Here is a 15,238-nt window from a genome sequence, read left to right as displayed (position 1 = left end):
CCGGCGGCCGACGCTCAGACCAGTGTGACGGTGACGTCGATGTTGCCCCGGGTCGCCTTCGAGTAGGGGCAGGTCTGATGCGCGGCGTCGACGATGGCCTGCGCCACTTCACGCTCCACGCCGGGCACGCTCACGTTCAGTCGGGCCGCCAGCCCGAACGCGCCGTCGTCGTTGCGCAGATCGACCTGGGCGTCGACCGCGGTGTCGACCGGCAGCTTGACCTTGTGCGAGGCGGCGGCGACGCCCATGGCACCGATGAAGCAGGCGGACCAGCCCGCAGCGAAGAGCTGTTCGGGGTTTGTGCCGTTGCCGGTGGCTCCCGGCGGGGTCAGCTGGATGTCCAGGTTGCCGTCCGAGCTGTAGGACTCACCTTGGCGACCACCGGTGGTGTGGGTCTCGGCGGTGTACAGAACGGTCATGGCTGGCTCCTCAGGTTCGGGTCGGTCCGGTCGATCCGGGCTGACTGCTGAGTAGAACTCCGGCATTTTTTGGTTCATTCCCGATTTAATCGGACACGCTATACTCTTCTCATGAAGCCCAGTGTCAGGAAGCCAGGCTCGCCCCAACTGTCCGATTTCCTGTGCTTCGCCGTGTACTCGGCCAACCTGGCCTATGGCAAGGCCTACAAGCCGATCCTGGACAAGCTCGGCGTCACCTATACCCAGTACCTGGCGATCGTCGCGCTCTGGGAGCAGGACCACCAGACCGTCAGCGGACTGGGGGAGAAGCTGTTCCTGGAGTCGAACACTCTCACGCCGATCCTCAAGCGGCTCGAGGCGATGGGCTACCTGACCAGGCGACGTTCCGCCGACGACGAGCGTCAGGTGGTGGTCAGCCTGACCGAGGCCGGTCGGGCGCTGCGCGAGCAGGGGCTGGAAATGGATCTGGTCGCCGCGACCGGGCTGTCGCCGGAGGAATTCCGCGTCCTGCAGAAGGGGATCGCGAACCTGCGAGACAACCTGCGTGCCCATGTCCAGGAAAGTGCTCAGGGCAACTGAGGTTCGGGCATACTTTTCCGGTGACCGACACCGAGGTGCTGATTGCGGGCGCCGGCCCGATCGGTTTGACCGCCGCCATCGAACTCGCCCGCCGCGGGGTGGCGGTCCGGATCGTCGATCCGCTGCTCGAACCACCGCAGTATGCCAAAGCCGTTGGGGTGCAACCTCGTACGCTCGAAGTCTTCGAGCGGATGGGCATCCTGCGGCAGATTCTCGATGCGGCCGTGCCCTTCCGTGGGCAGATCGTCTACGTCAACGGTGAACCCGTTGGGCAGGTCGATTTCACCCTGCCCGCCGATGTGCCGTTCGGTTTCATCGGCCTGCCGCAGTACAGCACCGAGCGGGTGCTGCGCGAGGAGTTGGCGACTCGCGGCGTCCCCATCGGGCGGGGGATTCGGCTGGCGGGATTCGAGCAGGACGCCGACGGTGTCACCGCCACGCTGCAGGGCGAGGGCGGACAGCAGACGGTGCGGGCCCAGTATCTGGTCGGCGCCGACGGTGCCCATTCCGTGGTTCGCAAGACCCTGGGTCTGACCTTCGAGGGCGCGGCGTTCGACGAGCAGTACATGCTCGGCGATGTCGAGGTCGACTGGTCGCAGCCACCGGGCTACGCCATCCGCGCGATGCACCAGACCGATGGCACGATCGACGACCTATTGGTGTGCATCCCGCTGCCCGGCCGGGGCCGCTACCGGATGTCCATGTTGGTGCCTCCGGACCTGTCCACCGAGGCGACCGGTGGCGTGCAGCATGGCTTCGAGGGCGGCAATCCGCCGGAGCTGCACCATATTCAGGCGGTGCTCGACCGGCTCTCCCCGGAGCCGACGACGGCACGGAACATGCGCTGGTCCTCGGTCTTCCGGATCAGCCACCGCATCGTCGACGCCTACGGCAAGGGTCGGGTGTTCGTCGCGGGCGATGCCGCCCACATCCATCCGCCCACCGGCGCCCAGGGCATGAACACCGGCATCCAGGACGCCTACAACCTGGCCTGGAAGCTGGGTCTCGCGGTCAGCGGTGACGCCGCCGACGGGCTGCTCGACAGCTATGACGCCGAACGCCGGCCCATCGGGGAAGAGGTGGTCGGGCGCACCGTGCGTAGCGCCCGCGAGGGTATCGGCGCCGATTCCGACGATCCGTCCTTCGTGATCCGTCGCGAGGCACAGTTGCTGGTCAGTTATGCCGGCAGTCCGATCGTGACAGACGGCGCCGGTGGCCGGGCGCCCGATGCGCGCGGACTGACCCGCGCGGCCGAAACCGACCCGGTGCGGCTGTACACCTTGCTGGCCGGCACCCGGCACACCCTGGTGTTGTATGCCGATGGCTCAGCGAATGTCGATCTGCTGGAAGTGGTGGCCGCTGCCGCGCGGGACGCCGCGAACGGGTTGATCGATGTCTACGTGGTGGCCGATTCCGGCGTCGACGGTGACGCGACGGTGCTACCGCTGCTCCATGATGCCGACGGTGATTTCGCCAGGGCCTACGGTGTCGACGGGGTGACCGCCGTCGTCGTCCGCCCCGACGGGCAGCTCGGCTATGTGGGTCCGGCGGCGGCCGATTCGCTGACGGGGTACCTGAAGCGGACGTTCCGTTAGGACACTGCGGGCGCGACGCCAGGCACGAGATCGAACTGAGGGTTGTCGTTATCGCTGTTGATCCGATGTTCACGACCCTGGAGTCGATCTCGACCCTAGGGCCTCAGCTGCACCTTGAGATGGTCCCCGGCCCGCGACATCGCCGCGTCATATCCGGCGGTAGCGTCGTCCAAAGACATTGTGGTGGTGAGTATCCCGTCGACATTCAACCGACCGGACTGCAGCAGCGGCACCAGTTCGGGCCAGGTCTGTTGCACCGGGGCGGTGGTCAGCCGGATGGTCAGGCTGCGGATCAGGCAGGCCAACGCCGGCAGCGGGTAGGGCTGCAGATCGTGCACGCCGACAATGGACACCGTTCCGCCGGTGCGCACGGCATCCAGGGCGTCGTTGATCGAGGTGTCGGTACCGACCGCGTCGATCACCGCGTCCACGCCGAGCCCCCCGGTGGCTTCCCGGATGGTGTTCACCGCCGGTGGTGACACCGGCACCGCGCCCGCGGCCTGCGCGCGGTCGCGTCTCGTCTGCACCGGGTCGACGGCGTAGATCGTTGCCGCGCCGAGAGTCAGCGCGCTGCGCAGCGCGCACATGCCGACCGCGCCCAGGCCGATCACCGCGACCGATCCGCCCAGCGGGATATCGGCGCGTTTGGCCGCCGCCCATCCCGTGGCCAGATTGTCGGTGAGCAGCAGGGCCTGTTCGGTGCTGATCCCGGTCGGCATCGCGAGCAACTGGAAGTCCGCGGCCGGGACCGCGAGCAGTTCGGACTGTGCCCCGCCCAGCGCGCCGGACCCGAAGATCTGTGGGCCGTGTACACAACGGATCGGATCACGGGTGGCGCATCCCGCGCAGCGTCCACAGCCGGCCACCGAGGACACCAGGACCCGGTCGCCGACCCTGAAACCGGCGACCTCCGAACCGGTTTCGACCACGGTGCCGACCGCCTCATGTCCGAGCGCGACCGGCTCAAAGATCGGGTAGTGCCCCTCCAGGAAGTGCAGGTCGGACCCGCAGATGGCGGCGGCCTCCACCTCGATGATGGCGCCGTCCGCCCCGGGCAGCTCCGGGTCGGGCCGGTTTTCCACACTGACCGCTCCACTGGAATCGACCATCACTGAACGCATGCTCATTCCTCCCGGAAATCCGACCAGACGGGTTCGTACACGGCGGCGTGATAGGTGCTCAGCCGCCACGGACTGACGGTATGGATCTCGCCGTCGGCGTTCTTGAAGTAGGAGTGTTTGATCGAGGGATGCGCCCATACCGTCTTGCGGATCTCCTCCTGGGAACGCCGGTGCCATTCCGCGGTCGGCTCCGGGAGGGGCTCCAGCGTCCGTAGCTTTTCGGTGATGAGGTGCTGCAGGCAGGAGTTGATGTAGCGCATCTGCAGCTCGGAGTTCAGGATCAGGCTGCCGCCGTGGGCGAGGTGCGCACCCGGGCCGTAGGTCAGGAAGAAGTTCGGGAAACCGGGCACCGCGATGCTGCGGTAGGCGTAGGGCCTACGGCCCCACACCTCGTGCAGATCGGCGCCGTCGCGGCCGGTGACGGTGATCGGGAACAACACCTCGGTGGCGCGGAAACCGGTGGCGTACACGATGATATCGGCCGCGTACTCGGTGCCGTCGGCCGCGACGACGCCGGTCGGGGTGATGCGTTCGATCGGAGTGCGGATCAGGTCGACATGGTCGCGCTTGAGGGTGCTGAGCCAGCTGCCGTTGTCCTGCAGGGTGCGCTTGCCGGTCGCCGGGTAGTCGGGTAGCACCTTGGCCAGCAGGTCCGGGTCGTCGCCGACCTGGGTGGTGATCCAGTCGGTGAACATGATCCGGGCGATGGCGTTGATCTCACTGACCGCGTTGGTCTGGTCTGCATAGTCCGGGTCGACGATCGCGGCGTCCAGGCCCTTGTCGGCGCCGGGCCACAGCAGCAGGAAGCGGTACCAGCGGCCGTAGTAGGGCAGGTGTTCCATGGCCCAGCGCACGCCGTCCGCGACGGGTTCGTGATACATCGGGTTGGGGAACATCCACTGCGCGGTGCGCTGGAACACCGTCAGGTGCTCCACCTTGTCCGCGATGGCGGGGGCGATCTGGAAGCCGCTCGCGCCCGCCCCGATCAGCGCGACGCGTTTACCGGTGACATCGACGCTGTGGTCCCATGCTGCGGAGTGAAAGGACGGGCCGGCAAAGGTTTCCGCGCCCGGGAAGTCCGGGACGCTCGGTCGGTTGAGCTGGCCGACGGCGGTGATGACGGCGTTGGCGGTGAAGGTTTCGTTCCTGGTGTCGATCGTCCAGAGGTCGCCGTCCCACCTGGCGGAACGCACCTCGGTGTTGAACCGGATGTGCGGACCGAGGTCGTGGCGGGCGACCACGTCGGCGAAGTACTGGCGCAGCTCGGGCTGCTCGGCGAAGAAGTGGTCCCAGTGGTTGCTGGGTTCGAAGCTGTAGCAGTAGAAGTGGTTCGCGACGTCGACGCGGGCGCCGGGATAACTGTTCTCCCACCAGGTTCCGCCGGGGCCGGAGTTTTTCTCCAGGATCGTGAATCGGATGCCGGCCTGCTTGAGGCGCACACCGGCCAGGACTCCGGACTCGCCGGCGCCGATCACGATGACATGGAAGTCCCCGGTGTCGTCGAGTCTGGCGGGCCGACGCGGATCGACGCCGTCGAGGTCGAGTTCTTCGAGCACCAGCGGCAGGTTGTCCTCGCCGACGTGTTCGCAGGCCGCCCAGTCGAGCATCTCCCGGACCAATTCCGGGGACAGCGGATCCGGGATCGGGCAGCCGCGGTCACGGTACGCGGCGACGATCGGTAACGCCTCGGCGCGGGCGCGGGCCTTGTCCTCCTCGGACATGAAGCCCTGCACTTCGTTGAGGAACAGCCCGGCCTGCTTGTAGTCGCGGATGAAGCGCGGGTCACCGGTGATGTGCACCAGCGACAGCAGCAGGGTGGGGATGCTGACCCCTTCGAGCGCCGCGGCAATGTCGGCGTCGGAGGTGTCAAACGGCTGTCCGGCGTGGAAGCTGCGGGTCACGGTGAGTTACGCTACGGCGCGTTGCGTTATAGGGCAAGGGTGGTGCCGGCCGCGCTGTCGATTGTCAAAGTGGTTGGCAATTTGTCATTTGAGATGGCAACCGATGGCAACGTTGCCATCTGGATGACAAGTTATGTAGCTGACCTTTGGGGTCGTCAGACCACCGACACGCTCGGTGGGCTCGGTTGCTGCGCCTTAGTGCTGCCAGCACCAACCGGTCGCCGCGCCTTCGTAGTGACTCTGATCGTCGCCGAATCCAAATATGTTGCTCTGCAGAGAACTTCAGTAGGAACCTTTCGTTCTTCTGGTGCGGCGTTTAAGGCGCGGCCACACGAACAGTGTGTTGACATGCACGCGGCCTGCATGGGATCCCCACGCCGCCGGCGGGTGGACGGGTCGAGTTGGTTCAGCGCGCGGCGGCGGTCAGTGACTGTGCGAAAGCGATCACGGCGGCGGCGCCGCACAGCGCCATCTCATCCCGAGGCCGACGGCCACCAAACTCAGGCTGTTCACGCTGCATCCAGACCGACAGGCTGACGACTCCGCCGGGAAATACCGATTGCAGCACGTCGAGTTCGGGCAGAACGCAGGAAGGGGAGTCGGGATCGAACTGCCACAGTGGCAGTCGCCATTCCCGCCCGACCTTGATGCCCACCAGTTTGTGTGCGCCCAGCTTGGCGGTAATCGTTTGGGGCGCCACGTCAAGTAACCGGGCGGCTTCTTCCCGACTGATGCTTGCGTCCGAGAGAACGCGGCGCGCCGCGAACTGATCCTGCAGGTCTGAGAATGCAGCATGGGCGACTGTGGCAGAGTCCGGCGCCAGCCCCCAGAACGTCGAGTCCAAATCGTCGTCGTTGGAGTCTGCCACCGCCGACCACAGCCTGTTTAGCTCGTCGTCGGTGGCAGCGTTGACCACCGCAGTTATCACCTCCCGTGAAGGCGGGCGATCGTCGACGGATGCCGATGGGGGATGTGAGAGTCCACCGCCAGAATCGCTAGGCCGGCTTCGCGGAGGGCACGCTCCAACAGAGCGCGTTCGGGATCGTTCACCGGCAGGCTGTCAGGAATCCGGCCGCAGGCTTCATCGGGCGCCGCAGGCACCACGACATAGAGTTCGGTCATTCGCCCCATATCGCTGGAATCGTCCGCGGTCATGCGGAGTGCCAGTCGTAGCCTGCGGCCGCAGCGATAACGTGTTCAACCGGGCCTCCGCCGCGCAGCCACTCCACAGCTGTGACCGCGTGGTCGGTGAACAGGCTTAGCTGCGGCGTATGTAAAAACTCCGCTACGGCGACCGGATGAAGATCCCGAGGCAGCGTTGCGAACACCCGACTCAGCCCGTGTACTTGCCGACGCGGAACACCGTTCATGTCCACGTCGAACTGCAACGCCGGAAATCCCCATGTGCGCCCGCGAGGGACAGCCCAAAGCTCGCCAGTGCGCCGCTTGCGATGAACCTGCGTTGTACTTGCGCCAAGGCCGCGGGCCACCTCGTCGGTGGTAAACGATGCGGCGACAAGCTGGGCAAGCCGACCGGCGGTCCGGGTAACGGCGGTGACGAGCAGCACCGCACATCCTTCGGTGAAGTCTGAATCATCGAGCAGGTGTGCCTCTGTCTCGGTCAGAGCCGCGGCCCACGGCCGGAGCACCGGGAGCGCTTTCAGGGCTGCGATGAAATCGCTAGTTTCAATACCGAAGTGTTCATGCAGCAGCTGGTCCAGTTCATAGTCCACAATCACCCCTCGCTATCAGCCTCTGGCGCTCGTGCGACAACGTTGATCTTTCCTGCCGCGGCTAACCCGGAACACCGTTGTACACCCGCGTACTTGGCGCTGTTCTACGGATCGGAATTCCCTGCCGTCAGGTGACTTTCGCGTACGACGATTCAGTTGACGTGGGTTGTGAGTCGTGCGCGTGTGAAGGTCGATCACGTTGGATTGGTCGACGTGGATATCAGATTGATGGGGCAGGCCGTCAACTGGTGACTGACGCAGGTAGGGCTCCAGTACCGTACGCATCCACGACTGGACCGAGCGATGAACTTCGCGGTCTGCATGCCATTCGAGTGCACCCCCTTCGGAAGGAAGCAGACGAATCCCGACCAGCTCAGTGAGCCGACGTTTGTCGGATCCACTCCTGCTTTCAGCCATGGCACTCCTGGACACGAAATGGACGCGTCGTAGATGCTCACACTACTACTAGTAGGGCTGACTTCCTTTTCATGCAAGTGATGGGAGGCGGCGATGCGCCGGCCTCGATGCCAACCAGGATTGCGCGTGAAGGCACGATCAGCACCGCTGGAGGACGCTGGTGCCCGGGGTGTTGGTTCGACATGGGAATCGTGGGCCGCCGAGCTGCAGCACCGCGGTGCCGTGGACCCGAGGAGGGCCAAATTCCCACCACCGGGAACATGATCGCTTTGCGGCGAGTGCGCGCCTGCTCGGTAGGCGCAAAGCCGGTGCTGGATCAAACATGGCGTCGCTGGGTTTCTCTCTTGAGAATCACTCGCCATGCGAGCAAGATTGCATCTGAGCCTGCTTCGTGCAGGGAGCCCTGACATGGTGTGCGAGCCCGAGGTTGATGTCGGCTCTGCGGTCCTCACATTCAAGACCGCAGAGGGTAGCTTGCGTGCGGGCGCCGCTACATCGGCGCAACCCGTTGAGCTGTATGGCGGCCGGCCGGTGCGGATCTTCCGGTGGTATGCGGGTCAACGGCACTATTCCGGGGAGTATTGGTCAGCCACAGAGCGTGAGCTGGTGCCGCACGAGTCACGCTTGGAAAAGGCGACTCTGATGATCGCGGACTTCGATCCGCACGTGCACCGCATCGTGGCCCAACCCTTCCTGCTCGAGGTGTCGGTGAACGGCACGCTGGTTCGTCACACGCTCGACTATCTACTCGGCACCGATGAGGGCCCCGTCGTCGTCGATGTCATGCGTGCCGAGCGCTACGCCCAGGACAAGCACCAACTGTTGGCTGCGTGGACTCGACGGGTGGTGCAGTCGCTGGGCTGGTCGTATGTCGTGTCCACCGAACCTCCGCCGGGTGTCTTGGACAATGTGCGGTTCCTGTCCGGCTACCGCCGCGAGTGGCTGATAAACCACACCATTGTCGCTGAACTCCGCGTCTGTCGGGATGAACTGTCAGGGAAAGCGTTACGCGACATCGAAGGTCAGTTCGCGCACCGGAGCCGAGCGCTTGTGCGCAGTTCCCTACTACACCTGCTCTGGCGGCATGAGCTAACCTTCGACATCCAACAACCGCTGCAACCCAGCACGATCCTCAAGTTGCCAGCATGAGCTTCGCAGGCGTGCGGGTGGGTGCGGGCACGACCTTCCGGGACGGCAACGACCTGTTCCGGATCGTGAAAACGCATGGTGGTGACGGCCTTCCCGAGATCGCTGCAGAAGACCTACGAACGGGTGACCTGTGCAGGTTCGCGATGGAATACGTTCTTTTCGCGGCGAACGTGCGCATCCTTGGTGAGGATCTCCTACCGATCACGTGTGATCTCGGGGATCCGATCGATGTCCTGTGGGACGCCGCGTCAGAAGAATGCCGTCGTGAAGCGCGTGCCAAAGCCGCGCACATCCGGGAAGTGCTGACCGGGTACAAATCGGGTAGCCCAGAGTTTCCCGATCCTGGGGAGCCTCGGCCGCAGTATCGGCCGGAACGGCCCAAGGGGGAACGTGTCAGGGCTAAATGCAAGGAGATGAAGTGGCCTAAGCGGACGCTGGACCGTTGGATGAGCGAATACACCGCGCGAGGCGAACCCGGGCTGATCTCTATGCGCTCTGTCGCTCCGGGTCTAGGGAGCCGGCAGGACCCGCGATGGGTGCAGGCCGCACGGGAAGTGAAAGCAGAGTTCACGTTTCGATCGAAGCCCACGCAGTCTCTGATCATCGCGCACACCAACGCACGGCTTATCGCCCGGTACGGACCCGGCGGCATTTGTCTGCCCTCCGATGCAACAGCGCGCCGAATACTCAGACAGGAAGAGAAGCTGGCGCCGCTGTTTACCGGTTCGACCAAGCACACCCGTGACGTCGCCGGGCGGCCACAGAGTGTGTACGGCAAGCTGTTGCCGACTCGGCCGGGGGAGTACGTCCTGATGGACACCACCCGCCTGGACGTCTACGCCATGGATCCCCAAACCCTGAAGTACGTCGGCCTCGATCTGACAGTCGCGATGGACTGGTACAGCCGCTGCATCATCGGCCTGCGCTTGACCCCGACCACCCGCGCTATCGATGCCATGGCCGCCCTGTACGAGTGTTTCCGCCCCAAACCCGCAGGGCCGGACTGGCCCGCGAGGGCGGTGTGGCCAGCCCACGGTGTACCACGCAACGTCTGGGTGGACCGCGACACCCTCGATCCAGGCAGTGCCCTGGGTGCGGCGACACCGGCCATCGTGCCCGACAACCTGCTCGTCGATCACGGCAAAATCTTCGTCTCCTCGGCCATGCTCGGTGTGTGCCGAAGCATGGGCATCTCCCTGGCCCCGGCGCGGGTGAAAATCCCCTGGGACAAAGGACCGGTGGAACGCTTCTTCGGTACCGTCCGCACGCTGTTCTTACAAGAGCTGCCCGGCTACAAAGGCCCCGACATCTACTCGCGCGGTCTGCATCCCGAACACGACAGCTTCTACTTCATCTCCGAGATGGAAGCTCTCCTGCGCGAATGGATCGCCGACGTCTACCACAATCGCCCCCACAACGGCATCGGCGAACCGGAGCTCTGGAACCTGGGGTTGAGCCCGGCGCAGATGTTCGCTCGCGGAGTCCAGATGGCCGGCTACCTCGAAGCACCCCGCGACCCGCAACTGGCCTTGAACTTCCTGCCCCTGGTCTGGGTCAAACGCCGCCCAGAAGGGATCGTCATTCGACGCCGCGTCTACAAAGGCGAAGTCCTCGACGTCTACCCGCCCGGCGAAGCCAGCCCCTACACCCTCAAGAAGGGGCGCTGGCCGATCCGGGTCAACCCCGACGATGTCCGCACCGTCTACTTCTACGACCACAAGACCTCCGGGGAATGGAAACCGTTGACCTGGGACATGGGCCGGGCCTTAGACCTGCCCATGTCCGAGGAAGGCCTGGACTTCGTCCGCGAGATCCTGCGCACCGACACCCGCGCCGTCGATGACCGGCTGGCGGTCGCTGCAATGCTGGATCGCCGCTCACTCAGTCAATCGTTGGATACCGAGAAACGCAACGCCGCCCTTCGGCTTTCCCGCGAGCAGTCCTCCCTGGCCGCCGATCTGGACGCGCTGGCAGAAAACAGGCAGAAAGCCAACAAGCGTCGTCGACGTGCGCGGTCGGTACCGCGCAGCGATGCGATCGAAGCCTTCGTCGACGAGCTCGATGTGCACGAAGACGAAGAAGGTGATCTCGACGACGAGTTTGATGACACCGCGGCGACCTACCGGCTGATGGAGGACATGTGAGCACCCACGCGACGAAGCTGAACATGACCGGCCTGGACAACGTCACCCTCGCGGGCAAAGAAGGTTGGCTCGCTTACGTTAATGCCCCTAAACGTGAACAACCCGAACAGCTTTCGACCCGCGCACTCAACAGGCTCAGCGCAAGTGCCTCCGACGACTACCGAGTGCTGCGCAACACCTGGCACAACAATCTCGGCCCCTTCTTCACCCCACAAGCCAAAAAGATCCACGACCAACTCACCATCGTCATGGACGCTGACGCCACCAAAGACGGCTGGCAAGCCAAAGACGCCGTCGCCATCGACGGGCTACCCGGGCTGGGCAAGAGCACCACCGTCAACGCCTTCGCCAAAACATTTCACGAGCAGGAGGTCCGCCGCAACGGCCCCTTCACCGCCGCCGGCGACGAACGCCATCCCGTCATCCGGGTCGGGATGCGCGGCAACACCGGCATGACCGCTTTCAACAAAGCGATCTGTGATTTCTGCGGCCACCCCACCCGCCGCACCGGCAACGTCGACGAACTCGGCCGCCGAGCCCTCGACCTCGTCCGACTGTGTGAGACCCGGCTGCTGCTCGTCGATGACATCCATTTCCTGCACTGGCAGCGCGACGGAGGGATTGAGCTGAACAATCACTTCAAATTCATCGCTAACGAGTTCCCGCTGACGGTCATCATGATCGGCATCGGCATCTCCGAGCGCGGCCTCCTGCGCGCCGGTACCGCCCAGGAAGCGTTGGCCCAATTGGCGCGCAACACCACCGAATACGGCTTCGAAGGGTTCAAGAACACCCCCGGACGCGAGCAACGCGCGTGGCGGGAACTGCTGGCCAGCTTCGACCACCGCATCGTGCTGACCCGCCACCGCGAAGGCATCCTCGTTGAGCACGCCGACTACCTCTACCGGCGCACCGACGGCCACATCGGATCACTGTCGGCACTACTGCGGCGCGCCTGCGCAGCAGCGATCTACACCAAGACCGAAGCGCTATCGAAGAAACTGTTCGACAGCATCACCATCGACAGCGCCGCCGAACGCGCCAGAAAAGAACTCACCACCGCCTACAGCACCCGCCCCCACGCCACCCGCATCATGGAGAAATACGCCAGCTAGACCCGGGGTGCGACCGAGCAATCGATTTGCCCAACAGCGCGTCGCAGGACAGGACGCATTGCCTAAGCTGATCGCCGTGACACATCGAGCCGGCCCACGTCCGAAGCGTCGTGCACGGCGCATGCTGCTCCTGACGCCCATGATCGCGACGACAGGCTTCGCACTCTCAACTGGTGTTGCGGGCGCTGGCCCGTTTTGCTATGAGACGGGCCTGGGTACGAGAAATGCCTCACGAGCCCAAGTGGGGACTACTTCAATCCCATCTATCAGGGACCCAAGCTAGACCGTCCGTATATTCCGTCGTTATATTCCGTCGTTTCCGATCTTTAGTCCGCCACCTCCGGTCAGCATTCCGGCACCCCTGCCGTCCAACACCGGCAATGGGTTCGGTCCGGGTGCACCGGGTCGGTGCCCTGAAGGTATGTACGTCGATCCGAACAACTTGAGTACTTGCCTGGCTGCGACACCTGGAAATGACTACGTCGCGCTCGCCGCCTCACCGGGCCTCCCCACAGCCGGAGCGGCTTACGGCGGTGCAGCAAGCCAAGGTGAAGCTGACCGAATTGCTATGGCTCAATGCGTAGCCGGCACCAACAGCACGTGCGAGATTATCGCCAGGGCGTACCACGCGTGCGCAGCGATCGCGCTCGCGCCCGACGGCAGTATGGTCAGCGGCGTCGGCCCCGATCCGAACGCCGCCGCTACTGCAGCCATGAACGCTGCACCCCGGAGGGCAAGCGCTCGGCGGACGCTGCTCGGAGCCCCCTGGAAATTAGACGCGACCACGTCCCCAAGCTGTACGCGACCTTCAGCACCCCGACTCGGCACGCAAACGTGCGTCGATGATCTGTTCAGGCAAGCCGTTTGAAGGAAGCGTCGCCGGCCATCGAAGTGTCCGGCGCTCGCCCTCGGGGGAGACAGCATTGTCTGGCACCCGCAGTTTCAAACTCGTCGCCAGGATTGTCGACGTCGGTCAATCCTGCGGCATTCGCCACAGCGGCTCTTTCGGCGTGTGCTGACCACGGCCTCCCATTCGTGTCCGCGCGCACAGAGCCACCACGCGCGGGCGTTGCTCGCCGGCCGTAGTTGATTCAGAGTTAGCTCACCGTTGCGGGTGGGATGCCACTCCAGTGCAGCGTCCGGGAACAGGTCGGCGAAGGACGCGCCCGGCTGTGGCACCGACAGCTTGCGCGCCACCGTCCGGTAGCCGCATTTGGGACAGCCACTGCCTGTCGTGCGCAACTGCACCGTAGTCGACCACTCGTGGGAGCAGTCTGAACAGATCCACACGAACTTGGTATGACTTCCGGGATGTATGCGGTCGGCGGTGATGCCGTTGTTCTTGTCCGGGTGCAATTCGGCAGCGATAGTTGGGAACTCGCTCGCGAGGCTGTAGGTGCGATATCTATGGATCGCTTTATTGGCCTCGGCTTCGGCCCACAGCTGCGGGTCGCTGATGTAGTCGGCGAAACGCTCGGCGGTGTAGCCCATATTTGCAAGTGCGCGCAGCACTTTCACAGTCACCGATTTGATTTTCTCGGTCGGCTCTACGAACACCTCGTGCCCACCGAGCCCGTGCAAAGGCAACTCGCGCACCCGCAGCACGGTCCACCCGACTGCGTTCAAGGCAGCCGTCTGCTCTCGGTCGCGCCGGTCTAGCGTCGCGTGGAATCTCACACCGTCGTACTCAACGATGAGGCGCACCTCAGGCACCACAATGTCGGCACGGACCGCACGCCGGTGGGGAACGGGTATGGGCGGGTGGCCGTGGGCCACTGCCAAACCGGCCGCGGCCAGCTCGTACTGAAGGCGAAGCTGGCGAGCCGAGACACCGATCGTCGCGCATTGAGGGCATCCATCCCCACGGTCGACGCGCTTGTACGGCGGCGCGGACCAAACATGTCCGGCAGCCGCACACTGCCACCAATATTTCTTCCTGGCACCAGGATTGACGTCAGCGGCAGCCAGTGGCGCATTGAGCGTCGGGTGCCACTCCGCGGCGACGGCGGGACACAGGTCAGCCAGCGACCGGCCCGGTTTCGGTGTCGCCTTCGCGATCGCCCGCCGCGCCTCGTCGCAGTCCGGGCACTGTTCGCCGCGTTGGCGATTAGCTGGCGATACGTTCCACTCGTGACCGGCCGTGCACAGCCACCACACGCGTTTCTGGCTTGCCGGCCGCACGTCGAACGCTGTCAGCTCCCCGTTGAGGGTCGGGTGCCATTCGGCAGCCGGTTCGGGAAACTCGTGGGCGAAGCTGTGGCCGGGTTTAGGAGTAGAGCGCAGGGTTGCGCGGCGCGCGACCGCACATTTATGGCATCCGCTGCCGCCACGGCCACGCTTGTTGACTGCGGTCTGCCATTCGTAGCCGCATTGTGCGCATTTCCACCAGGCGAGCTTTCCGCTGCCGACGCGCACCTGGTCGGGTGTCAGTTCACCGTTGAGTGTCGGGTGCCATTCGGCAGCGATAGCAGGGGCGGCGTCAGTAAGTGACTCGCCGGGCCGGGGCTGGGCCTGTGCCGCTGTCCGCCGCGCTATGCCGCACGGCGGGCACCCGCGACCGGCAGTACCGCGCTTGTATACCTTGTTCGGCCACTCATGGCCGCACGTCGCGCACAGCCACCACACCTCGGCGTTGCAACCCACCCTCACGTCATAGGGCGTCATGTCACCGTTGAGCGTCGGGTGCCATTCCGCGGCCACCTCCGGGCACAGATCAGCCAGCGATTGCCCCGGACGCGGCTTCAGAATCGCGGTCATTGCACAGATTGTCGCCCTTCAGGGTCCAAAAATGTATGTGCCGGCTACTGCATAGGCCGGAAACGAACACCGTCTCACTCGCGTGTTCGCCGGTGCGCCGGCATTTCACACGCGTGCCTTCACGGACTCGAACCCGCGACGACCAGGTTTATACGCTGAGGTCGAGACCAGGACGTCGCTCAACGCTCATAGCCGTGCTGGTGTGAGTGCCTGGCTGCACGGCCGTCGGTGTGCCGGACGCAACGCGAGTCCGTACTCATGAGCAAGTGAGGCCACGACACTGCGCGACACTTGTGTGCGCGCCGCGA

The 15,238-nt window shown here is 64.7% G+C and carries 13 protein-coding genes; 6 read left to right on the top strand and 7 right to left on the bottom strand.

Annotation, left to right across the window (positions count from 1 at the left end; genetic code table 11):
- Window positions 1-14: 14 nt before the first annotated feature.
- Window positions 15-419: an organic hydroperoxide resistance protein gene (locus EXE63_RS13305; protein ID WP_168142314.1), complete on the bottom strand. Its 405-nt coding sequence runs from the start codon at window positions 417-419 to the stop codon at window positions 15-17.
- A 111-nt stretch (window positions 420-530) separates the two neighbouring features.
- On the opposite strand from EXE63_RS13305, the gene EXE63_RS13300 reads away from it, so the two are divergent.
- Window positions 531-998, top strand: coding sequence for a MarR family winged helix-turn-helix transcriptional regulator (locus tag EXE63_RS13300; protein ID WP_168142313.1), 468 nt, complete (start codon window positions 531-533; stop codon window positions 996-998).
- 20 nt (window positions 999-1,018) lie between these two features.
- Window positions 1,019-2,593 (top strand): FAD-dependent monooxygenase, encoded by a 1,575-nt coding sequence (locus tag EXE63_RS13295; RefSeq protein WP_168142312.1) that lies wholly within the window; start codon window positions 1,019-1,021, stop codon window positions 2,591-2,593.
- 95 nt (window positions 2,594-2,688) lie between these two features.
- On the opposite strand, the gene EXE63_RS13290 is transcribed toward EXE63_RS13295, so the two are convergent.
- The 5 genes from EXE63_RS13290 to EXE63_RS13275 all read right to left on the bottom strand — a co-directional run bounded on the left by EXE63_RS13290 (window position 2,689) and on the right by EXE63_RS13275 (window position 7,348).
- Window positions 2,689-3,714 carry an alcohol dehydrogenase catalytic domain-containing protein gene (locus EXE63_RS13290; protein WP_168142311.1) on the bottom strand — a complete coding sequence of 342 codons (1,026 nt, stop codon included), beginning with the start codon at window positions 3,712-3,714 and terminating at the stop codon, window positions 2,689-2,691.
- A 2-nt stretch (window positions 3,715-3,716) separates the two neighbouring features.
- Window positions 3,717-5,615 carry a flavin-containing monooxygenase gene (locus EXE63_RS13285; RefSeq protein ID WP_168142310.1) on the bottom strand — a complete coding sequence of 633 codons (1,899 nt, stop codon included), beginning with the start codon at window positions 5,613-5,615 and terminating at the stop codon, window positions 3,717-3,719.
- A gap of 406 nt (window positions 5,616-6,021) precedes the next feature.
- Window positions 6,022-6,531, bottom strand: a complete 510-nt coding sequence (locus EXE63_RS13280) for a helix-turn-helix domain-containing protein (RefSeq protein ID WP_234904482.1) — start codon at window positions 6,529-6,531, stop codon at window positions 6,022-6,024.
- Between the two features lie 8 nt (window positions 6,532-6,539).
- Window positions 6,540-6,770 (bottom strand): hypothetical protein, encoded by a 231-nt coding sequence (locus EXE63_RS32940; RefSeq protein WP_234904481.1) that lies wholly within the window; start codon window positions 6,768-6,770, stop codon window positions 6,540-6,542.
- Window positions 6,767-7,348 carry a helix-turn-helix domain-containing protein gene (locus tag EXE63_RS13275; RefSeq protein WP_234904480.1) on the bottom strand — a complete coding sequence of 194 codons (582 nt, stop codon included), beginning with the start codon at window positions 7,346-7,348 and terminating at the stop codon, window positions 6,767-6,769. Before EXE63_RS13275 ends, EXE63_RS32940 begins: the two co-directional genes overlap by 4 nt.
- A gap of 825 nt (window positions 7,349-8,173) precedes the next feature.
- On the opposite strand from EXE63_RS13275, the gene EXE63_RS13270 reads away from it, so the two are divergent.
- From EXE63_RS13270 to EXE63_RS33475, 4 genes are all read left to right on the top strand, one after another.
- Window positions 8,174-8,914 carry a TnsA-like heteromeric transposase endonuclease subunit gene (locus EXE63_RS13270; protein WP_234904479.1) on the top strand — a complete coding sequence of 247 codons (741 nt, stop codon included), beginning with the start codon at window positions 8,174-8,176 and terminating at the stop codon, window positions 8,912-8,914.
- Window positions 8,911-11,058 (top strand): TnsB C-terminal domain-containing protein, encoded by a 2,148-nt coding sequence (locus EXE63_RS13265; RefSeq protein ID WP_168142308.1) that lies wholly within the window; start codon window positions 8,911-8,913, stop codon window positions 11,056-11,058. The genes EXE63_RS13270 and EXE63_RS13265 overlap by 4 nt, the downstream gene beginning before the upstream one ends.
- Window positions 11,055-12,173, top strand: coding sequence for an AAA family ATPase (locus tag EXE63_RS13260; protein ID WP_234904478.1), 1,119 nt, complete (start codon window positions 11,055-11,057; stop codon window positions 12,171-12,173). Before EXE63_RS13265 ends, EXE63_RS13260 begins: the two co-directional genes overlap by 4 nt.
- Before the next feature lie 421 nt (window positions 12,174-12,594).
- Window positions 12,595-13,041, top strand: a complete 447-nt coding sequence (locus EXE63_RS33475; RefSeq protein ID WP_168142307.1) for a DUF4189 domain-containing protein — start codon at window positions 12,595-12,597, stop codon at window positions 13,039-13,041.
- A 74-nt stretch (window positions 13,042-13,115) separates the two neighbouring features.
- Here EXE63_RS33475 and EXE63_RS13250 read toward each other — a convergent pair whose 3' ends face one another.
- Window positions 13,116-14,930: a zinc-ribbon domain-containing protein gene (locus EXE63_RS13250; RefSeq protein ID WP_168142306.1), complete on the bottom strand. Its 1,815-nt coding sequence runs from the start codon at window positions 14,928-14,930 to the stop codon at window positions 13,116-13,118.
- Window positions 14,931-15,238: the final 308 nt, after the last annotated feature.

Origin of the sequence: Mycolicibacterium frederiksbergense (genome assembly GCF_012223425.1) — a bacterium.
Classification (GTDB): domain Bacteria; phylum Actinomycetota; class Actinomycetes; order Mycobacteriales; family Mycobacteriaceae; genus Mycobacterium; species Mycobacterium frederiksbergense.
The sequence above is the reverse complement of the archived record's forward strand: the minus strand, read 5'-3'. Positions and strand labels throughout refer to the sequence as shown.

Excerpts from the sequence above, each read along its gene's own strand:
- EXE63_RS13305 (WP_168142314.1), bottom strand. The coding sequence starts at position 419 with ATGACCGTTCTGTACACCGCCGAGACCCACACCACCGGTGGTCGCCAA.
- EXE63_RS13300 (WP_168142313.1), top strand. The coding sequence starts at position 531 with ATGAAGCCCAGTGTCAGGAAGCCAGGCTCGCCCCAACTGTCCGATTTC.
- EXE63_RS13290 (WP_168142311.1), bottom strand. The coding sequence starts at position 3,714 with ATGCGTTCAGTGATGGTCGATTCCAGTGGAGCGGTCAGTGTGGAAAAC.
- EXE63_RS32940 (WP_234904481.1), bottom strand. The coding sequence starts at position 6,770 with ATGACCGCGGACGATTCCAGCGATATGGGGCGAATGACCGAACTCTAT.
- EXE63_RS13270 (WP_234904479.1), top strand. The coding sequence starts at position 8,174 with ATGGTGTGCGAGCCCGAGGTTGATGTCGGCTCTGCGGTCCTCACATTC.
- EXE63_RS13265 (WP_168142308.1), top strand. The coding sequence starts at position 8,911 with ATGAGCTTCGCAGGCGTGCGGGTGGGTGCGGGCACGACCTTCCGGGAC.
- EXE63_RS33475 (WP_168142307.1), top strand. The coding sequence starts at position 12,595 with ATGTACGTCGATCCGAACAACTTGAGTACTTGCCTGGCTGCGACACCT.
- EXE63_RS13250 (WP_168142306.1), bottom strand. The coding sequence starts at position 14,930 with ATGACCGCGATTCTGAAGCCGCGTCCGGGGCAATCGCTGGCTGATCTG.